We start from the raw sequence: 19,567 nt of genomic DNA, 5'->3' as shown, positions 1-19,567 counted from the left end.
CCATCGGAGACGATACGTCTTCCGGTGGATTCTTTTTATTCCCGCGAGCAGCGAGTCGGGTGGAACCGTTCCTATTCAGCAAGCGTTTCCCAAATTTCATAGAGTTCTTCCAGCCTTGTCTGAATATTTTCTTTCTCTTTATTGAGTTCCATGAGGCGGGAGACATCGGTGAAGACTTCTTCCCGGGTGAGAAGCCCGTCGATTTCGCCGTCCCTCGTCTCCAGCTGATGAATCTCATCCTCGGTCTTCTTTAAGTCGTTCTGCCGCTTGCGGATTCTGGCCTGTTCCTCTTTAAATGCCTTCCAGTCCTGTTTGACTTCGGAACCCTCGGGAGTCTGTGATGCGCCGCCTTCCGTTCCGTTTTCCTGATTTCCTGACGGCTCTGAGGCGTAAAGCTCTGTCATCAGCTCTTTCTTTTCCAGATAATAATCGTAATTGCCGATGTAATTGACCAGTGTGTGACCCGTCAGGTCGAGAATGCGGGTGGCCGTTTTGTTGATGAAGTAACGGTCGTGGGACACGTAGAGAATTGTGCCCGTATAGCTGTTCAGCGCATCCTCCAGAATTTCCTTGGAGGTGATATCCAAATGGTTCGTCGGCTCATCCAGGATCAGGAAATTGGCCTCGGACAGCATCAGCTTCGCCAGAGAGACGCGTCCCCGTTCGCCGCCGCTTAAGTCCTTGACCCGTTTGAACACATCGTCTCCTGTGAACAGAAACGCGGCAAGAATGTTCCGGATCTGCGTGTTGTTCATGTTGGGATACGTATCAGAAAGCTCGTCGAAGAGCGTCTTTTCCATGTGCAGAACCTGATGTTCCTGGTCGTAATAACCGATATGCACCTTGGAACCGAGACGAATTTCCCCGGTATCCGCAGGCAGCAGGTTGTTCAATATCTTTAAAATCGTGGTCTTTCCAGTTCCGTTGCCTCCGATAATGGCAACCCTCTCCCCCCGTTTGATATCAAAATCCACATGGTCAAACAGATGGTTGGGACCGAAGGCCTTGCTTAGGTCACGGACGGTCAGCACATCGTTACCGCTGATGATGTTAGGCTCTAAGCGGATTCGCATCTCGTCATTGACTTCCGCCGGTTTTTCCAGGACCTCGATCTTGTCCAGCATCTTTTCACGGCTTTCCGCCCGTTTGATGGATTTTTCCCTGTTGAAGGATTTCAGCTTCGCAATGACCTCCTCCTGGTGGCGGATTTCCTGCTGCTGGTTTAAATAAGCCTTCATCTTTGCGTCCCGGATCATGGCGCGCTTTTCACTGTAAGCTGTGTAATTGCCCTGGTATACGGCGAGATTGCCGCTGTCCATCTCGATAATCTTTGTGACGACGCGGTCGAGGAAATACCGGTCATGGGCGACGATGATGACGCTTCCATCGTAATTGGTCAAATAACCCTCCAGCCAGGCAATGGAGTTCATGTCTAAATGGTTGGTAGGCTCGTCCAGAAGAATAATATCGGGCTTTGTTAAAAGAAGCTTGCCCAGGGAGACTCGGGTCTTCTGGCCTCCGGACAGGGCCGATACCGGCTTCGTGAATTCTTCCTCCGTAAAGCCCAGACCTTTTAACACACCGGTTACCTCGCTCTGGTAGGCGTATCCGTTTTGAAGTTCAAACTCATGGTTTAAACGGCTGTAGACGGTAAGCATGTTTTCCAGCTCATCTCCGGAAGCGTGCTTCATATCCAGCTCCAGTCTGCGGATTTTTGCTTCCATCTCAATCAGCGGCCGCTTTACCTCCAGTACCTCGTCGAAAATGGACCGATCACCGCCCAGTTCCTGGTGCTGCGCCAGGTATCCGAGTGTCTTTCCCTTGGAAATGACGACCTCGCCTTCATCGGCGGCCAGCTCTCCGATGATGATTTTTAACAGTGTGGATTTGCCGGCGCCGTTGATGCCGACGATGGCTGCCTTTTCATGATCCTCTATATGAAAGGAAGCATGGCGGATAATTTCCGTGCTTCCAAAGGCCTTGCTTATGTTGCTGCATGATAAAATCATGGTAGTTCCTCCCCTTAAATGGATCGAATAAATGTTGAATAACACGAATAGTATAATATAGGTTGGAATTTTTTTCAACTGCAACGATTAAGAGGAACGCCCAAGCAAGAAAAATAAAACCTGTTTGACATTATTTTGTCATGCCTGTATAATAGTAGTTAATTTAACAAAACAAGCGAAAAGTCCCCCGCCGCTGTAAGACAGAGGGATGAAAAGGAATAAACAAACTATTGAAGAAGGTGAAGATGTGGCAGAAAAAGAGATATCAAAAGCAGTGATTGCGAGGTTACCGAGATATTACCGATATCTTGGAGAACTGATGGAGGATGGGGTGGAAAGAATTTCCTCCAATGACTTGAGTGTCCGTATGAAGGTTACTGCGTCTCAGATCCGCCAGGATCTGAATAATTTCGGAGGCTTTGGACAGCAGGGCTATGGCTATAATGTAAAGTATTTATATACGGAGATCGCTAAGATCCTCGGAATCGACAGACAGCATAATATTGTGATTATCGGTGCGGGTAATCTGGGACAGGCAATTGCCAATTATGCAAATTTTGAGAAGAGGGGCTTTCTGATTAAGGGAATGTTCGATATTAATCCCCGTCTTATCGGGCTCGTCGTACGAGGGATTGAGATCAGAAGTGTCGATGATCTGGAGCAGTTTGTGAGGGATAACGATGTTCAGATTGCAGCTTTGACGATACCGAAGACCAAGGCGCCGGAGATTGCGGACCGTCTTGTGAGCGCCGGAATCAAGGCAATCTGGAATTTCGCCCATACGGATCTGGTGGTACCGGATGACGTGGTGGTGGAGAACGTACACCTTTCTGAGAGCCTGATGCGCTTATCCTATAAGGTTTGCAGCATGCAGGACAAGGCAGAGGAAGAAAAGGCGGAGCGGGAAAAAGGCAAATCTTGACCCATTTCCTTTGTGAAATGAGTGCCGGCAGGCAAAGGAGAAATTCTTCTTTGCCTGCCGGCAGTTTTGTATTATAATAGAGAAAATGCAGAGATGAGTTTCAGATCGTTAAGACTGAGGGCTGAGTTTTTAGTCGGAAAGGCGAATGGGTATGAGATATCTGGTATCGGGAAGCCAGATGAAGGAAGTGGACAGCTATACCATCCAGTCCATAGGAATCCCTTCACTGGTGCTTATGGAGCAGGCGGCCGCGGCCGTTGTGCGCGAAGTGCAGAAAATGGCGGAGAAAAAGGACCGTATCTGGGCAGTCTGCGGGACTGGGAATAATGGGGCGGATGGGATTGCAGCCGCCAGGCTTCTCCATTTAAAGGGGTACACCGTGACCGTGATCCTGGCAGGGACGAAGGAGAACGGGACGGATGAATACAAGAAGCAGCTGGCCATTGCGGAGCGGCTGGGCCTGAATCTGATTGAGTACAGCGATTTTATACCGGGGCGCTGCGAACTTATTATCGACGCCGTGTTCGGCGTGGGGCTGTCCAGAGAGGTAGGCGGAACGTACCGGGACTTACTGGCCACGCTCCCCGGATGCGGAGCGGCTTACGTGGTGGCTGTGGATATTCCATCCGGAATTCACGCTGACACGGGGGAGGTCATGGGAATCGCCCTGAAGGCCGATGTGACGGTGACCTTTGGCTATGAAAAACTTGGGACGCTCCTCTATCCGGGACGCGCTTACAGCGGCGCCGTTGTTGTGGCGGATATCGGTTTTCCGCCGGTCAGCTTAGAGAGGCTGAGCCCGGAACTGTTTACCTATGAAGCTGAGGATATCCGTATGATTCCAGCCCGGCCGGCATATTCCAATAAGGGAACCTTCGGCCGTGTCCTGATTGCCGCGGGTTCGAAAAATATGAGCGGAGCGGCCTATTTAAGCGCCATGGCGGCATACCGGATGGGGGCTGGTCTGGTGAAGATATTTACCGTGGAGGAGAACCGGGCGATCCTGCAGACTTCGCTTCCTGAGGCGATCATCACTACCTACGACCCGGAGGAGGCACAGACGCCTACCGTGCGTTTCCAGACGCTTCTGGAGGCTCAGTGTGAATGGGCCAGCGTCATCGTCCTGGGCCCCGGAATCGGCCAGGAGCCGTATACGAGAAATCTGGTGGAGACGGTGCTGGCCAATGCCTACGTCCCCATTATCCTCGATGCGGACGGCCTCAATACCATTGCGGCATTTCCGGAGCTGACCAATTATTTTACGGAGAACATCATCGTGACGCCTCATCTCGGTGAGATGGCGAGGCTGACAGGAAGTTCGGTAGAGGCGATCAGAGGGTATCTGATCCCCACCGCGAGGGAATACGCGGACCGTTATGGAATTACCTGCGTGCTGAAGGACGCGGTTACAGTGGCGGCCTTAAAGGACCAGCGGACCTACATCAATACCAGCGGCAACAGCGCCATGGCGAAGGCGGGAGCGGGGGATGTCCTGACCGGAATTATCGCAGGACTTCTGGCGCTTGGCATGGAGGAATCGGACGCCGCGGCCATGGGCGTGTACCTGCACGGACGGGCGGGGGATCTGGTAAAGCTTCAGTCGGGAGAGCACGGCCTTCTGGCCCGGGAACTGACGGAAGTACTGGCAGACATTATAAAATCATGAGACAGAATAATCTGAAGGAAGTATAGAGAAATGGAACGATACAGCAGAGTTTATGAGACGGTAAATCTGGACGCCATCAGACAGAATATGGAAGCTATGAGGGCCAATCTAAAGGAAGGAACTGAGATGATTGGCGTGGTAAAGGCGGATGGATACGGTCATGGCTCAGTACCGGTGGCGTGTGCCATCGACTCTTACGTAAGCGGATACGCGACGGCCACCCCGGAGGAGGCTGTCATATTGAGAAAACACGGTATTACGAAGCCTATCCTGATTCTCGGAGTGAGCCCGGAGAGCAGCTTCATCCAGCTGATCGAGTACGATCTCCGCCCGGCTATCTTCCGCTACGAAAGCGCGGCGCGCCTGTCGGAACTGGCAGTACAGGCGGGGAAAAGGGCGTCCATACACATTGCCCTGGATACCGGCATGAGCCGGATCGGTTATCCGGTGACTGCGGCGGCGGCGGATGAGACAGCGCGGATCAGCCGTCTTCCGGGAATCCGCATCGAGGGCCTCTTCACTCATTTCGCAAGGGCGGATGAGAAGGACAAAGATGCCACGGACCGCCAGATGGAGCTGTTTACCACGTTCGTTTCCATGCTTTCTGAGCGGGGCGTCACGATTCCGGTTCTGCATTGTTCCAACAGTGCGGGAATTTTAGAGCTTCCGAAGGCGAACTTTAACGCGGTCCGCGCGGGAATCTCCATTTACGGCCTCTATCCGTCGGATGAGGTGGAGAAGGAGCCGGTTCGTCTGATACCGGCCATGGAGTTAAAGAGCACCATAACCTATTTGAAGATTATTGCGCCGGGAACTCCGGTCAGCTACGGCGGCACCTTTACGGCAGAGAGAGAGACCTCCATTGCGACTATCCCGGTAGGGTACGGGGACGGTTATCCCCGGGCGTTGTCAGGCCGGGCGGATGTCCTGATCCGCGGCCGCCGCGCCAGAATCCTGGGCCGTGTCTGTATGGACCAGCTGATGGTGGATACGACGGATATTCCTGAGGCGGAGGAGGGCGACGAGGTCACTCTGATCGGAAAAGACGGAGAGGAGGAGATTACAGTAGAGGAGCTGGCGCGCATCGGCGGCGGATTCCATTACGAAATTCTCTGCGACATCGGCAAGCGTGTCCCAAGAGTCTACATAGAAGCGGGAAAAGTGGTCGGAAAAAAAGATTATTTTGATGATATTTACGAAGGTTTCGGAAAGTAATCCGAAAAGGAAGTGAAGGGACGAATAACGTCATCCATGTCCGTATCATATCATAGAATATGCGGCAACGATTCAGCAGTGCGGCAGTTTATACAGAAAGATGTGTCACAAGCTCGCTTGTATAAGCATTTTTCTGTATAAACTGACATAGGGCGGGACGCCCAGGCTCCTTGGTTTCGCGTTTTTCGAAACAAGAAGATGCACGGCTGAATCGTTACAAATATTCAGCAGAAGAACTTAAGTGAATACACGAGTCAAAAAAGGTCAATAATAGACGTAAATCAATTGACGGAGTGTGAGAAAGTGATAATCAGACGTGGAGACATTTTTTATGCAGACCTAAGACCGGTAGTAGGCTCCGAGCAGGGAGGGATCCGGCCGGTCCTCATCATACAGAACGACATCGGAAACAAGCACAGCCCCACCGTCATCTGCGCAGCAATCACGTCCCGGATGAACAAGGCAAAGCTTCCCACTCATGTCGAACTCGATACCAGAAGATGCGATATGATAAAAGATTCCGTAATCCTGTTAGAGCAATTAAGGACCATAGACAAGCAAAGACTGAAAGAGAAGATCTGTCACATCGATGAGGAACTTCAGGAGAAAGTGGACTATGCGTTAAAAATCAGTTTGGAACTGGATACATAGTTCAGGAACACGAAAGAGACAGGATAAACTTGTAAACCTGCAGAATTATTAAGAATTATGGTTCCTCATAAGGATTTCGGGATTTTCGTTCCGCCAGGGAGCCGGGACCGGAGCATTTTACCACAGTTTCAGTACTTGACAAATGAGGGGGAGGAGGGTATCATCTTTCATAGCTATGAGCAGGACAAAAGAACACCCAACACCTGGTGCCTCCCGGCGTAAATACGCCGGGAGGCACCAGCAAAGCTGTACTGGTCCCCAAAAACAACAACCAATGACAATCAATTAAAGGAGTAAAACAAGACAATGGACGATGGCAACCCGCTTCCCAGCGTGGCAATATTTTTACTATTCATCCTGTTAGACGCCATATTTTACGGATTTGGCGCTGCAATTCAAAACGTCAACACGAATGACTTAGAGCATCAGATGGAAGAAGGCAGTGACAAGGCAAGAAAGCTGCTACATATCGTTAACAGGCCTACCCGGTTTGTAAACACGATACAGGTATCTACCAATATCATAGGCATAATCACCGGTGCCTTTATTTTAGAGCAGCTGGGCGGCCGCCTAACCCTTATTCTGGACCGCCGGGCCAGCATGTCAGCTCCCTGGCTTTCCATCTTAAGCCTTCTGATCGTAGGCATTCTCCTGATCGTGCTGCTTATCAGCTTCGGCATCGTGATTCCGAAACGCTGTGCAGCCCAGAACCCGGAGAAATGGGGCTATAATATGCTTCCGGTCGTCACCTTTTTCATGGTTCCCCTAATGCCGTTTACCTGGCTCATCAACGCCGTGGCATTTCTGTTTCTGAAGCTGATCGGGATCGATATGATGTCGGACAATGAAAATGTGACAGAAGAAGACATCATGTCCATGGTCAATGAAGGCCACGAGCAGGGCGTTTTAGAGGCCAGAGAGGCGGAGATGATCACCAATATTTTCGAACTGGACGACAAGGATGCCGGCGACATCATGACGCACCGGAAGAACCTGGTTGCCCTGGACGGTTCCATGACCTTAAAGGAGGCGGTGAATTTCATCCTGAAGGAAGGCTATAATTCCAGGTACCCGGTTTACGAAAAGGATATTGACGACATTACCGGCATCCTCCATATGAAAGATGCGCTCATTGCCGCGGAGAACGACGGTAATGCCTCGGTTCCGATCTGTGAGATCGAGGGACTTCTGCGGGAGGCCCATTTCATTCCGGAGACGAGAAACATCGATTCTCTCTTCAAGGAGATGCAGTCCCAGAAGATTCACATGGTTATCGTGGTCGATGAATACGGGCAGACGGCCGGTATCGTCACCATGGAGGACATTCTGGAAGAGATCGTCGGCAGCATCATGGATGAATACGATGTGGATGAAGAATTTATTGCCGAGTCGGAGGACGGCTCCTATATTGTCAGCGGCATGACACCGTTAGACGAGGTGGCCAAGACCCTGGATATCGAATTTGAGGAGGATGATTACGACTCCTATGACACCATCAACGGGTTCCTCATCTCGAGACTGGACCGCATTCCGCAGGAAGGCGAGCAGACAGAGGTGGAATACGAGGGATACGGATTCAAGATTCTCCAGGTGGAGAACAAGATGATTCACACCATCCGCGTACAGAGGCTTGCTCCTCCGCCGGATACCCCGTCAGGGCCGGAAAATGGCGGGGAAAGCCCGGCAGAGAGCGAAAATTCCTTGCCAGATTAACAGAATGGTGTTAAAATGGAAAAGATGCTGATTTTTAGAATATTTTCAGGACGAAGAAGATAAAGGAAAAGGAGTGTTATAACAATGTCAGGACATTCAAAGTTCGCAAATATCAAACACAAAAAAGAGAGAAATGATGCTGCAAAAGGCAAAGTTTTCACTGTAATCGGAAGAGAAATTGCAGTGGCAGTGAAAGAAGGCGGACCGGACCCTGCGAATAACAGCAAGCTGCGCGATGTCATTGCAAAAGCCAAAGCCAACAATATGCCGAACGATACGATTGACCGTGGAATCAAGAAGGCGGCCGGCGACGCTAATGCTGTGAATTATGAGACCATTACATATGAAGGATATGGTCCGAACGGGGTAGCGATCATTGTTGACACCTTAACCGACAACAAAAACAGGACGGCAGCCAATGTGAGAAGCGCCTTTACCAAGGGCGGCGGAAATGTAGGAACGCCAGGCTGTGTATCTTATATGTTCGATAAAAAGGGCCAGATCATCATTGATAAGGAAGAGTGTGAGATGGACCCGGATGAACTGATGATGATGGCTCTGGATGCGGGAGCCGAGGATTTCTCCGAGGAGGAAGACAGCTACGAGGTAATCACGGCGCCGGAAGATTTCAGCGCGGTGCGTGAAGCGCTGGAAGCGGCCGGAATTCCGATGGCAGAGGCCGACGTAACCATGATCCCGCAGACCTGGGTAGAACTGACCGATGAGGACGCGATCAAAAAGATGAACCGGACTCTCGATCTTCTGGACGAGGATGATGACGTTCAGGCCACCTATCACAACTGGGAAGAATAATATTGAAATGAGAAGCCGGCTTAAGAAAATAATACTTTCTGAGCCGGCTTTTTGCATAAAGAAGAGGGCGAATGCGAATTGAAGGAAGAAGAGGCATACATAAGGGCCGTTGATGTGGATTACTCATTCCATCTGGCAAAGCGGATGGAGCAGTATAAGTGCAACGAGGCGCTGGGATACCGGACGGCCGGTTCCAGGGCGGAATGGGAGACCGGGGAGATGATCCGGCGGGAGATGGAGGCCATCGGGCTGGAACGCGTGAGAAAGGATGAAATCACACTGGATTCCTGGGAGTTTAAACAGGCCATTCTCAGATTTTACGACGCCTCCGGTCAGCTGAAGGAGTGTCAGCTGGGGGCGTATCAGACGGATTTTCACACTAATGGATTCGAGGAGTTCACCATGGTCTGCGGCGGTAAGGGGACGGCGGCGGATTACGAGGGCGCCGATGTCTCCGGCAAGCTGGTTTTGGCAGAGATCAACCAGAGGGAGGAGTGGTGGATCAATTTTCCCGTGTATGAGGCCCATATCCGGGGCGCGGCGGCCTTAATCGCCGTTCAGGGCGGCGGCTACGGGGAGGTGGATGATACCGCCTTAAATGCCCAGGATATCGGAGGCCCGGCCGATGCGCCTGCATTTTCCATGTCACGGGCGGATGCGCGCGCATTGAAGGAAAGCATGGCCGGTACAGGCGAAAAGAAGGTCTGGTTCTGCGCGGATTCGACGGTAAAGAAGGGGGCGGTCTCCTACAACATTGTGGGGGAGATACCGGGACGGGATCGGGAATCCATGATTCTGCTGACGGCCCATTACGACTCCTATTTTTCGGGTTTTCAGGATGACAACGCGGCGGTGGCCCTGATGCTGGGAATCGGCAGGGCTCTCATACAGAGCGGGTACCGACCGGAAAAAACCATTGTCTTCTGCGCCATGGCGGCTGAGGAGTGGGGGATGGCGGATTCTAAATACGACTGGTCAACCGGTGCGTGGCAGCAGGTTTCCGTCGTCCATCCGGAATGGCGGGGGAAGGTGGCGGCGGATTTTAATTTTGAACTGCCGGCTCATGCACACGGAAAAAAGGACGCTATACGCACGGTGTACGAGTATGCGGATTTTCTGGAGTCCCTGCTCGAGGGTACCGGTGTGGGAAAGGACGTATATCCGGAAGGCGTGGCTGTGCTCTGTCCCGTCGAGACCATGTCGGACGATTTCTCCATGGCAATCTCGGGCATTCCATCCATGGTCAACGATTTCACGTCGGGCCAGTTCATGGAAACCCACTACCATACGCAGTTTGACAATGACGACTATTATGACGAGGCGGTATACCGGTTTCATCATGAGCTGTATGGATGTCTGGTTATGGCATTCGACCGGGCGGCGGTGGCGCCCCTTAATTTTGAACGGCTGTTTCTGGCGCTTAAGGGCAGTCTGGATCTCGACTATTCGGAGAAGACAGGAGCCGGCGGAGAACGGCTGAAGGAGCTGACAGAAGAGGCGGCCCGGCTGGGAAAAGCGGTTTATGAGCAGGTGCGCCGGATTAATGAGAAATGCCGGAATCAGGAGCAGCCCTGGAAATACCGGGAACAGTACCGTGAGCTGGAAGCCGTCCTGATGCAGCTCTTTAAAATGGAGCAGGACAGCTTTGTGAGGCTGGACTGGCACGACGAGGTCTGTTTTCCGCAGGAAGCAGTGCGGAGAAATTTAAAGCTGGTGCGGACCGCTGTCGATTGCCTGGAAAACGGCCATGGGCGGTGTGCGCTGGAGGCTATCTACGGGATCGACAACAACCGGTATGCATTTCAGTTTGACGAGGAGGTGTTCCGCCATTTTACGGATTACGTGATGAATCAGGAGGCGGGGCGTCTGCAGTGGGGAGCCGGCCGGATCGTCCACCACGAAAATCTGTTTCATCTGGTACAGCTTCTAAAGGGCAAGCTGGAGGAAGAGGACGAGGATTTCACGGAAGAGCTTATGATTCTTAAGCGGGTGGAGGAGAACCAGCTGGCCTGCTATTTGGATGATATTGAATATATGAACCACGCAATAGAAAAAATGATACAGAAATTAAAGGAGATAACAGAGAACGAATCATGGAAAGTGACCGATTGTACCGAGTGAAAAGAGAAGATGTGGAGAAGCTTAAGGAACTGCTGACAGCATGTTTTGCCAGGGACCCTCTTTACTGCAAGCTGATCCCTGATGAAGACATGAGGAAACGGCTGATGCCGGAGCTGTTTGAATGCGATATGGAGGAATTCTTTGAGACGTGTGAAATCTATGCGGACAGCCCGGAAATTAATGGAATCATTGTAGTGGATGACGAGTCGGAGCCCTATAATCCGGTGCATTACTATCTGACAGAGGCGGCCGCGACGCTGCGGACAGACGGGTATCTGATCAAGGAAGACCCATCACTGAAGACATTCTGGAATTTTGCCATGGGACGGGACTATTTAAATTCCAAATGGACGGACCAGCTCCACCAGGAGGAGCGGTTACATATCATTTATCTGGCTGTGAAGCCTGAAATGCAGCACCACGGAATCTCGGCCCTGCTTTTGAATGAGGCTATCGATTATGCGGACCGCCACAGGCAGATGATCTCACTGGAGACGCACAATGAAAAAAATGTGGCGTTTTACCAGCACTTTGGATTTAAGGTGTTTGGGGTGGTGGAGAAGCATTTTGATTTGAAGCAGTATTGTATGATTCGGGAAGTATAGAGAAGCTGGCGGGAGCCGGTGCAGGAACAGATATCTGTCCTGCGCCGGCTCTGGTTTATGGTTGATCCAATCCATTAATACACGTAATACGACAGGGTCTCTGTAAAAGCAAAGCCCAGTTTCCGATAAAGCGCAAGCGCCGGTTCGTTGTCCCCGGACACCTGAAGCAGGACGCGGCTGACCGGGAGGTCCTCCGGCTGCGGCCTGGCTGACCGGTTTAGTTCCTCAATGAGCGCGGCGGCGGCACGGGTTCCGATTCCCTGATTCCGCAGGGGTTCCTGAATCTCGAAACCATAGAAGTAAACGGTTTCATTTTGAAAAATGAGACGGAAGGAGCCGGCAGGCTGATCATTAACGTGGATGGTATAGAGCGTGTCCTCATCACGGGGGCTGAGCGCGGGGGAGAATTTGACCGCCCGGCTGTCCAGGCCGGGAGACGGCGCGGGCAGGCGCAGCTCCATCATGTGTTCCCGGTTTAATAGCTCCGCCCCGATGGCGTCCAGCGTATGCTTCGCGTCGGCGCAGGAATCATCGGCCAGGAAGAGGAGATCGCATTCGCCCGACTCCTTCAGCAATTCTTCCAGCAGCCGGGTAAAATGCCCGCGTCTCCGGCAGGACGGGAGCGTGAAGGCGCTGCAGCTGCATGTCTCAAATTCGTTAAAAATTGCAGAAAATGCGGATAAGAGCGTTTCTTCGTCGTATAATAGAAAGAAAAGACAGCCGTCTTCCGTGGGAAAGGTGAGTGAAGTCTGATCGTGCGACCGGCATGCGGTTTCGAGGGTGTGCAAGTCTTCCAGCTGATGGAGGTCTAATTGTTTTGTGCGTATGATTTTCATGGTGTTATCCCTTTTCTTCTCCGGAGGAAATTAAAGCACTGCGCTGCGCAGTACTGGTGTATACAGTATAGTACAAGAAACCATGTGATTTCAATCAAATATTTTCCATATTGCTGATTGTTTCTTTGAAATATGGGTGATAGAATAAAACCAGTGGATATAGTGGAGGGATTATTTTGAAAAAGAGAGATGAGATACCGGTTTGTGATACCTGGAACCTGGCGGACATTCTGCCGTCCGATGAAGCTTGGGAAGCGCTGTTTCTCGAGACTGAGAGAGAACTGGCCGGTTATAAGGAGTTTGAAGGACATCTGGCCGAATCCGGCGAGGTGCTGTTTCAGTGTTTGAAATTCGATGAAGACATTTCACTGAAGATTGAGAGGCTGTTTGTATACGGAAGAGAGAAATCCGATGAGGATACGGCAAAGGCGAAGTATCAGGATTTTTCGGCAAGAGCCCAGGCGCTCTCCTATAAGGCAGCAGGACTTTCGTCTTATATTGTTCCGGAGATTTTGGCTATGAATGAGTCTGTGCTGAACGGATTGATCCGCACGGAGAAGGAGCTCCGCCGGTATGCCCGGACATTTGAAATCATCATGAAGAAGAAGGCGCACACGCTTTCTGCAGGAATGGAAGAGCTTCTGGCAAGGTCCATGGAAGCGACCCAGAGCCCTTCCGATATTTTTAACATGTTTAATAACGCGGATGTGAAATTTCCGTCCATCACAGACAGTGAGGGAAAGGAGATTCCCGTCACCCACGGAACGTATATTCCGCTCATGGAGAACCGGGACCGCCGTGTGAGAAAAGAAGCATTTCAGTCCATGTACAGCGTCTACGGCCAGTTTGCCAATACGCTGGCTGCGACGTTCGCGGCAAACGTAAAGCAGGCCTCCTTCTATGCGAAGACCAGAAATTACGCCTCCAGCCGCGCCTATTATCTGGCGGAGAACGAGGTGCCCGAGAGCGTCTACGACAATCTGGTGGCGGCGATTTCAGAAGGCTTACCGCTGCTCCATGATTACGTCGCTGTCAGAAAGAAAGTGCTGGGGCTGGATGAGATCCACATGTACGATTTGTATACGCCTATGGTCAGCCGCGACGACAGCCGGATTCCCTATGATGAGGCGAGGGAGATGGTGAAAAAGGGTCTGGCTCCGTTGGGAGAGAAGTATCTGTCCCTTTTACAGGAAGGCTTTGACAACCGCTGGATCGATGTCTATGAGAATGAAGGCAAGCGCAGCGGCGCGTACTCCTGGGGCGTCTACGGAACCCACCCGTATGTGCTGCTCAATTACAGCGGCACTCTGGACAGCGTGTTTACCCTGGCCCATGAGATGGGGCATTCCCTGCACTCCTGGTTTTCCGATCAGGCGCTGCCTTATGTAGATGCGGGATACAAGATTTTCGTTGCGGAAGTGGCGTCCACGTGCAATGAGGCGCTGCTGAACCGTTATCTGCTGGCAGTGACGGAAGATAAGAAGGAGCGGGCGTATCTTCTGAACCATTTCATGGAGAGTTTCCGGGGAACGGTGTTCCGTCAGACCATGTTTGCGGAGTTTGAGGCCGAGACCCACAGGAGAAGCGAGGCGGGTGAACCGCTCACGGCGGAGCTGCTCTGCAGGCTGTACCATGAGCTGAATGTAAAATACTTCGGACCAGAGATGATGGTCGACAGCGAGATCGATTATGAGTGGGCGAGAATCCCTCATTTCTATACGCCATTTTACGTATATCAGTATGCGACGGGCTTCTCGGCGGCCATGGCGATCAGCAGCAGGATCCTGGCCGGTGATGAACAGGCCCTGGAAGGCTATTTCAAGTTCTTAAGCGGCGGCAATTCCATGCCTCCGATCGAACTTTTAAAGCTGTGCGGCGTGGATATGTCCACAGCCCAGCCGATCAGGGAGGCTCTGGCCGTATTTAAGGAACTGCTGGAGGAATATAAGACGCTGTAGCAGCGATTATATTTTAGATAGAAAAGAGGGGAGCAGGGATGAATCTGTATCAGATGATCTTCAAGAGAAGATCCATTCGAAAATTTAAATATGAAGCGGTACCGGAGCAGCTGTTAAAGGATATCCTGGCCTTTGCAGGCTGCGTGGCGACGCTCTGCCCGGAAATTTCCATAAAGATGGAGATTAAGGAGAATATAGAGAAAGACCTTCACGTCAAAGGCCTGTGGAAGGTGGAAGCGCCGTATTACCTGGTGTTTTATTCGGAAGATAAGGAAGGCTATATGATGAATGCCGGATATGTTCTGGAGCCGGTCCTCCTCTATATGACCGGAAAAGGCCTGGGAACGTGTTACCTTGGCAGCACCCGCATCCCCGGAGCGGAACCGGCCGGGATGAAGGCGGCCATAGCCGTTGCGTTTGGATACCCCAAATCCCTGCTGTACCGCGATCCGGCTACGGCAAAGCGTCTGCCGTTAAAAGAACTCTGCGTGTTTAAGGATGAGATCGGCGAGCCGGTGAAGAATATCCTGAAAGCCGTCCGTCTGGCACCATCGGCCATGAATACGCAGCCCTGGCGTTTTATCGTCTACCATGACAGAATCTATATTTTTTCCTGCAAGGAATTTCTCCCGTCCCAGACCATGGTGGCGATGAGGGATCTGAGCATGGGAATCATGCTGTCTCATCTGTCCATCGCGGCGGAAGAGCTGTGGCTGAATTTAAAGATCGAAGTGGAAGCGCAGATGGTAAAGAAGTCTTATAAGAGCGGCGCCTACGTGGCAACTGCGTTTCTGCTGGAATAATGTCTGACTGTGTTACATGAAGATAAAAAGGGACAGCCCCTTCGGAAATCGCTGCCGTTATGAAACGGCAGACGGATCGCTCCGGGGGGCTGTCCTCATTTTCTATTCTAAAGGGGGCTGTGGGGATATGTGTTATTCAATGGTGATGTAGTGGTTTTCTTCAATCTGCTTCGGAGCTTCCTTCGGAACGGTAAGCTTCAGGATGCCGTTGTCGAAAGCAGCCTTTATGTCTTCCTGACGTAACTGGGATCCAACGTAGAAGCTTCTCTTGCAGGAGCCGCTGTAGCGCTCTTTGCGGAGGAAGTTCCTGCCCTCGCTGTCTTCGGAAGAGCCTGACGTCTCGGCAAAGATGGTCAGATAGCCGTCCTTTAACTCGGCACGCACATTCTCCTTTTTGTATCCCGGAAGTTCCACGTCGATGATGTAATTGGTTCCGTCATCTTCAATATCGGTTCTCATAAGCGTTGTTCTGGTCTGAACAGAGTCGTTAAAAAATGGATCGTTGAAAAATTCATCGAATAAGTTGTTTCTTCTGGATAATAACATAGGTTCTTCCTCCTTATTTATCTGCACCGCTTTTGATGCGGTGTTGTTGTTTGATTTGTTCTAGGTGTAATATAACATAAATTGTTAGCACTGTCAATAGGTGAGTGCTAATTTTCCTTGCGATTTCTTTTATTACCTTATATAGACCGGTGGTACGGCGAGAAAGACGCTTGAAACAGCCCCTTACTTATGATAGAATTGGTAAGAATAGAGAAAATGTGAGGAACGAAGGAGGAGACTATGATTAATCAGTTGATTCAGAGGATTCAAAAAACAAAGGCACCCATCTGTGTTGGACTGGATCCGATGCTTGGCTATATACCGGAGCATGTGACAAGAAAGGCATTTGATGAGTTTGGTGAGACACTGGAAGGCGCAGCGGAGGCCATCTGGCAGTTTAATAAAGAAATCGTGGACCATGTCTATGACATTATTCCATCTGTAAAGCCTCAGATCGCCATGTATGAGCAGTTTGGGATCGAAGGACTTAAAATATATAAGAGAACCGTCGACTACTGTCAGGAGAAGGGACTTCTCGTGATTGGCGATGCGAAGAGAGGGGATATCGGTTCCACCTCCGCGGCGTATGCCACGGCGCATATCGGCCATGTGAAGGTGGGGAGCAGCGTGCTTACCGGTTTCGGTACCGATTTCCTGACTGTGAATCCATATCTTGGCACCGACGGGGTAAAACCGTTTGTCGATGTCTGCAGGGAGGAGGACAGAGGCCTCTTCGTGCTGGTAAAGACCTCCAATCCTTCCAGCGGTGAATTCCAGGATCAGCTGATCGGCGGCAGACCGCTGTACGAGCTGGTAGCAGACAAGGTAGTGGAATGGGGAGCGGACTGTATGGATGGCGCTTACAGCAATGTCGGAGCCGTAGTGGGTGCGACCTACCCGGAGATGAGCAGAATCTTAAGGAAGCTGATGCCGAATACCTACTTCCTGGTACCGGGATACGGTGCGCAGGGCGGCACTGCCGAGGACTTAAAGTACTGTTTCAATGAAGACGGACTCGGCGCCATCGTCAACTCCTCCAGAGGCATCATCGCCGCCTATAAGCAGGAGAAATACGCGAAGTTTGGCGCGGAGCATTTCGGTGAAGCGTCCAGACAGGCCGTGATCGACATGGTTTCCGACATAAACAGTGTACTGTAGGAGGAATCATGGCGCAGAGAAAAGTAACAGCCTTTGTGGATAGTCAGGAAAGGCTGACAGAAGATGTATACAGTATGTGGATCCGGGAGGAGGAGATGGCTGCCCAGGCAAAGCCGGGTCAGTTTATTTCTGTGTATACAAAGGACGGAGCAAAACTGCTTCCGCGCCCGATCAGCATCTGTGAGACGAATAAAGAAACCGGTATGCTGCGGATCGTATACAGGACCGTCGGAGCGGGAACGGAGGAGTTCTCCCGTTACCAGGCGGGAGATACGGTCGATATCATGGGACCTCTCGGCAACGGATTCCCGCTGGAGGAAGCAGCAGAGGGAAAGACCGCCTTCTTAATCGGCGGCGGAATCGGGATTCCTCCCATGCTGGAGCTGGCGAAGCAGTTAAACTGCAATAAAGAAGTGATTTTAGGATATCGTGATGTCCTGTTTTTAAATGAAGAATTCGCTCCTTACGGGGAAGTGGTTCTTGCGACAGAGGACGGAAGCGCCGGAACAAAGGGCAATGTCATTGATGCCATCAGAGAGCACGGTTTAAAGGCGGACGTAATCTTTGCCTGTGGTCCGACTCCCATGCTGCGCGCGTTAAAGGCCTATGCCGCCGAGGAGAACATCACCTGCTTTCTGTCTCTCGAGGAGAAGATGGCCTGCGGAATCGGCGCATGTCTGGCCTGTGTATGCAAGACAAAAAACGTGGACGAACACTCCCAGGTTCACAATGCGAGAATCTGTAAAGACGGGCCGGTATTTCGGGCAGAGGAGGTAGAACTCTGATGAATATGAAAGTAAACTTAGCCGGTGTGGAGCTGAAAAATCCGGTTATGACGGCTTCCGGTACCTTCGGGTCCGGAGCGGAATACGGCGAGATGGTGGATTTAAACGGTCTGGGCGCAGTAGTGACCAAGGGCGTGGCCAATGTGCCGTGGCCCGGCAATCCGACTCCCAGGATCGCAGAGACGTACGGCGGCATGATCAATGCCATCGGCCTGCAGAATCCGGGAATCGATGTGTTTGCAAAGCGCGATATTCCATTTTTAAAGCAGTATGATACGAAAATTATTGTCAATGTCTGCGGCAGAACCACGGAGGACTACGTGGAAGTGGTGGAACGGCTCGGGGATGAACCGGTGGATATGCTGGAGATCAACATTTCGTGTCCCAATGTAAAGGAGGGCGGCATTGCCTTCGGACAGGATCCGAAAGCGGTGGAGGCCATTACCAGAGAGGTAAAGAAGCATGCGAAGCAGCCGGTCATCATGAAGCTGAGCCCCAACGTGACGGATATCACCGTCATGGCGAAGGCGGCGGAGGCGGGCGGCGCCGATGTGATCTCTTTGATCAATACGCTGACAGGCATGAAGATTGATATAAACCGCAGAACCTTCGCGGTGGCGAATAAGACGGGCGGATTATCCGGTCCGGCTGTGAAGCCGGTGGCGGTCCGCATGGTGTATCAGGCGGCAAATGCTGTGAAGATCCCCATCATCGGCATGGGCGGCATTATGAACGCGGAGGATGCGCTGGAATTTATCCTGGCGGGAGCCACGGCAGTTTCTGTGGGAACGGCCAACTTCCATAATCCGTATGCCACAGCCGGGGTTGTGAGCGGAATCGAAAGCTATATGAAGAAATATAACGTAGAAGATATCAATGATTTGGTCGGAGCCGTACGGTAAGAGGCCGGCGAAAGGAAGGACGATAAGATGGAGCAGTATAAGCAGGAATTTATAGAGTTTATGGTAGACAGCAGCGTGCTGAAGTTTGGAGATTTTACCTTAAAGAGCGGAAGAAAGTCTCCATTTTTTATGAATGCGGGCGCCTATGTGACGGGCGCGCAGTTAAAGAAGCTGGGTGAGTATTATGCGAAAGCGATCCATGATAATTTTGGGGATGATTTCGATGTGCTGTTCGGACCGGCGTACAAGGGAATTCCGTTAAGTGTGGCGACCACCATCGCTTACCATGAATTATACGGGAAAGAGATCCGATACTGTTCGAACCGGAAGGAAGCAAAGGACCACGGGGACGCCGGGATTCTTCTGGGAAGCCCGATTAAGGACGGCGACCGCGTGGTGATCATCGAGGACGTAACCACATCCGGCAAATCGATTGAAGAGACATTTCCTATTATCAAGGCACAGGGCGATGTGACAATTCTTGGCCTGATGGTTTCCTTAAACCGTATGGAGAAGGGAAAAGGAGAGAAGAGCGCTCTCGACGAGATTCATGACAAGTATGGTTTCAACGCAAAAGCTATCGTTACTATGGCAGAAGTAATCGAATATCTGTATAATAAGGAATATAACGGAAAGATTATTATTGATGATACTTTAAAGGCGGCAATTGACGCCTATTATGAAATCTACGGCGTAAAGTAAGGAGAGCTGAATATGGAGAGAGTTTATAAGACCATGAGAAATGCGGGCGCGCTTAACATTGTAATCGGAATCATTATTACAGTAGCAGGCTTAAGCGTTGGAATCATGTCTATCATCAATGGCGCTGTTCTGCTTAAGAGAAAATCCGAGATCACTTTTTAA

18 protein-coding genes are annotated in these 19,567 nt (G+C 51.3%); 15 read left to right on the top strand and 3 right to left on the bottom strand.

Annotated elements, in window-relative coordinates:
• Positions 1 to 71: 71 nt before the first annotated feature.
• The gene (locus tag H8S75_RS09915) at positions 72 to 2,009 is read right to left on the bottom strand and encodes an ABC-F family ATP-binding cassette domain-containing protein (protein ID WP_187021160.1); all 1,938 of its coding nucleotides are present in this window, start codon (positions 2,007 to 2,009) and stop codon (positions 72 to 74) included.
• A 247-nt stretch (positions 2,010 to 2,256) separates the two neighbouring features.
• Here H8S75_RS09915 and H8S75_RS09910 point away from each other — a divergent pair, with 247 nt between their 5' ends.
• The 8 genes from H8S75_RS09910 to H8S75_RS09875 all read left to right on the top strand — a co-directional run bounded on the left by H8S75_RS09910 (position 2,257) and on the right by H8S75_RS09875 (position 11,715).
• The gene (locus tag H8S75_RS09910; RefSeq protein WP_055655681.1) at positions 2,257 to 2,931 is read left to right on the top strand and encodes a redox-sensing transcriptional repressor Rex; all 675 of its coding nucleotides are present in this window, start codon (positions 2,257 to 2,259) and stop codon (positions 2,929 to 2,931) included.
• Positions 2,932 to 3,082: 151 nt separating this feature from the next.
• Positions 3,083 to 4,597, top strand: a complete 1,515-nt coding sequence (locus H8S75_RS09905) for an NAD(P)H-hydrate dehydratase (protein WP_187021158.1) — start codon at positions 3,083 to 3,085, stop codon at positions 4,595 to 4,597.
• Positions 4,598 to 4,627: 30 nt separating this feature from the next.
• Positions 4,628 to 5,812 carry an alanine racemase gene (gene alr, locus H8S75_RS09900; protein ID WP_187021156.1) on the top strand — a complete coding sequence of 395 codons (1,185 nt, stop codon included), beginning with the start codon at positions 4,628 to 4,630 and terminating at the stop codon, positions 5,810 to 5,812.
• Positions 5,813 to 6,115: 303 nt separating this feature from the next.
• Positions 6,116 to 6,463 carry a type II toxin-antitoxin system PemK/MazF family toxin gene (locus H8S75_RS09895; protein WP_002600289.1) on the top strand — a complete coding sequence of 116 codons (348 nt, stop codon included), beginning with the start codon at positions 6,116 to 6,118 and terminating at the stop codon, positions 6,461 to 6,463.
• A 306-nt stretch (positions 6,464 to 6,769) separates the two neighbouring features.
• The gene (locus H8S75_RS09890) at positions 6,770 to 8,176 is read left to right on the top strand and encodes a hemolysin family protein (RefSeq protein ID WP_187021154.1); all 1,407 of its coding nucleotides are present in this window, start codon (positions 6,770 to 6,772) and stop codon (positions 8,174 to 8,176) included.
• An 84-nt stretch (positions 8,177 to 8,260) separates the two neighbouring features.
• A complete protein-coding gene (locus tag H8S75_RS09885) occupies positions 8,261 to 8,989 on the top strand; it encodes a YebC/PmpR family DNA-binding transcriptional regulator (protein ID WP_029466057.1) in 729 nt (242 codons plus the stop codon).
• A 78-nt stretch (positions 8,990 to 9,067) separates the two neighbouring features.
• Positions 9,068 to 11,110 carry a M28 family peptidase gene (locus H8S75_RS09880; protein ID WP_243270222.1) on the top strand — a complete coding sequence of 681 codons (2,043 nt, stop codon included), beginning with the start codon at positions 9,068 to 9,070 and terminating at the stop codon, positions 11,108 to 11,110.
• On the top strand, positions 11,083 to 11,715 hold the full coding sequence (locus H8S75_RS09875; protein WP_187021150.1) for a GNAT family N-acetyltransferase: 633 nt from the start codon (positions 11,083 to 11,085) through the stop codon (positions 11,713 to 11,715). Before H8S75_RS09880 ends, H8S75_RS09875 begins: the two co-directional genes overlap by 28 nt.
• A 74-nt stretch (positions 11,716 to 11,789) precedes the next feature.
• On the opposite strand, the gene H8S75_RS09870 is transcribed toward H8S75_RS09875, so the two are convergent.
• The gene (locus tag H8S75_RS09870; protein WP_187021149.1) at positions 11,790 to 12,551 is read right to left on the bottom strand and encodes a GNAT family N-acetyltransferase; all 762 of its coding nucleotides are present in this window, start codon (positions 12,549 to 12,551) and stop codon (positions 11,790 to 11,792) included.
• 176 nt (positions 12,552 to 12,727) lie between these two features.
• On the opposite strand from H8S75_RS09870, the gene pepF reads away from it, so the two are divergent.
• Together pepF and H8S75_RS09860 are read left to right on the top strand one after the other, a co-directional pair.
• Positions 12,728 to 14,509: an oligoendopeptidase F gene (gene pepF / locus H8S75_RS09865; RefSeq protein ID WP_187021147.1), complete on the top strand. Its 1,782-nt coding sequence runs from the start codon at positions 12,728 to 12,730 to the stop codon at positions 14,507 to 14,509.
• Positions 14,510 to 14,547: 38 nt separating this feature from the next.
• Positions 14,548 to 15,312, top strand: a complete 765-nt coding sequence (locus H8S75_RS09860) for a nitroreductase family protein (RefSeq protein ID WP_002600282.1) — start codon at positions 14,548 to 14,550, stop codon at positions 15,310 to 15,312.
• 132 nt (positions 15,313 to 15,444) lie between these two features.
• Here the strand turns inward: H8S75_RS09860 and H8S75_RS09855 are convergent, their stop codons facing one another.
• On the bottom strand, positions 15,445 to 15,858 hold the full coding sequence (locus H8S75_RS09855; RefSeq protein ID WP_187021145.1) for an Hsp20/alpha crystallin family protein: 414 nt from the start codon (positions 15,856 to 15,858) through the stop codon (positions 15,445 to 15,447).
• 240 nt (positions 15,859 to 16,098) lie between these two features.
• Between H8S75_RS09855 and pyrF the strand changes: the two genes are divergently transcribed.
• From pyrF to H8S75_RS09830, 5 genes are read left to right on the top strand one after another with little or no spacing between them, the layout of a single operon-like run.
• Positions 16,099 to 17,016 (top strand): orotidine-5'-phosphate decarboxylase, encoded by a 918-nt coding sequence (gene pyrF, locus H8S75_RS09850; RefSeq protein ID WP_187021143.1) that lies wholly within the window; start codon positions 16,099 to 16,101, stop codon positions 17,014 to 17,016.
• Positions 17,017 to 17,024: 8 nt separating this feature from the next.
• Complete coding sequence (locus tag H8S75_RS09845; protein ID WP_187021141.1) at positions 17,025 to 17,801, top strand: dihydroorotate dehydrogenase electron transfer subunit; 777 nt, start codon at positions 17,025 to 17,027, stop codon at positions 17,799 to 17,801.
• Positions 17,801 to 18,703: a dihydroorotate dehydrogenase gene (locus tag H8S75_RS09840; RefSeq protein ID WP_055655297.1), complete on the top strand. Its 903-nt coding sequence runs from the start codon at positions 17,801 to 17,803 to the stop codon at positions 18,701 to 18,703. The genes H8S75_RS09845 and H8S75_RS09840 overlap by 1 nt, the downstream gene beginning before the upstream one ends.
• Positions 18,704 to 18,730: 27 nt before the next feature.
• Positions 18,731 to 19,405, top strand: a complete 675-nt coding sequence (gene pyrE / locus H8S75_RS09835) for an orotate phosphoribosyltransferase (RefSeq protein WP_025529316.1) — start codon at positions 18,731 to 18,733, stop codon at positions 19,403 to 19,405.
• Between the two features lie 12 nt (positions 19,406 to 19,417).
• On the top strand, positions 19,418 to 19,567 hold the full coding sequence (locus H8S75_RS09830; RefSeq protein WP_002600276.1) for a hypothetical protein: 150 nt from the start codon (positions 19,418 to 19,420) through the stop codon (positions 19,565 to 19,567).

The sequence above is a fragment of the Hungatella hominis genome (genome assembly GCF_014288005.1).
Taxonomy (GTDB): Bacteria; Bacillota; Clostridia; order Lachnospirales; family Lachnospiraceae; genus Hungatella; species Hungatella effluvii.
The sequence above is the reverse complement of the archived record's forward strand: the minus strand, read 5'-3'. Positions and strand labels throughout refer to the sequence as shown.

Bases quoted from the DNA above. Each gene is read 5' to 3' on its own strand.
- H8S75_RS09915 (WP_187021160.1), bottom strand. From the start codon at position 2,009: ATGATTTTATCATGCAGCAACATAAGCAAGGCCTTTGGAAGCACGGAA.
- H8S75_RS09905 (WP_187021158.1), top strand. From the start codon at position 3,083: ATGAGATATCTGGTATCGGGAAGCCAGATGAAGGAAGTGGACAGCTAT.
- alr (WP_187021156.1), top strand. From the start codon at position 4,628: ATGGAACGATACAGCAGAGTTTATGAGACGGTAAATCTGGACGCCATC.
- H8S75_RS09890 (WP_187021154.1), top strand. From the start codon at position 6,770: ATGGACGATGGCAACCCGCTTCCCAGCGTGGCAATATTTTTACTATTC.
- H8S75_RS09885 (WP_029466057.1), top strand. From the start codon at position 8,261: ATGTCAGGACATTCAAAGTTCGCAAATATCAAACACAAAAAAGAGAGA.
- H8S75_RS09875 (WP_187021150.1), top strand. From the start codon at position 11,083: ATGGAAAGTGACCGATTGTACCGAGTGAAAAGAGAAGATGTGGAGAAG.
- H8S75_RS09870 (WP_187021149.1), bottom strand. From the start codon at position 12,551: ATGAAAATCATACGCACAAAACAATTAGACCTCCATCAGCTGGAAGAC.
- H8S75_RS09860 (WP_002600282.1), top strand. From the start codon at position 14,548: ATGAATCTGTATCAGATGATCTTCAAGAGAAGATCCATTCGAAAATTT.
- H8S75_RS09855 (WP_187021145.1), bottom strand. From the start codon at position 15,858: ATGTTATTATCCAGAAGAAACAACTTATTCGATGAATTTTTCAACGAT.
- pyrF (WP_187021143.1), top strand. From the start codon at position 16,099: ATGATTAATCAGTTGATTCAGAGGATTCAAAAAACAAAGGCACCCATC.
- H8S75_RS09845 (WP_187021141.1), top strand. From the start codon at position 17,025: ATGGCGCAGAGAAAAGTAACAGCCTTTGTGGATAGTCAGGAAAGGCTG.
- H8S75_RS09840 (WP_055655297.1), top strand. From the start codon at position 17,801: ATGAATATGAAAGTAAACTTAGCCGGTGTGGAGCTGAAAAATCCGGTT.
- pyrE (WP_025529316.1), top strand. From the start codon at position 18,731: ATGGAGCAGTATAAGCAGGAATTTATAGAGTTTATGGTAGACAGCAGC.
- H8S75_RS09830 (WP_002600276.1), top strand. From the start codon at position 19,418: ATGGAGAGAGTTTATAAGACCATGAGAAATGCGGGCGCGCTTAACATT.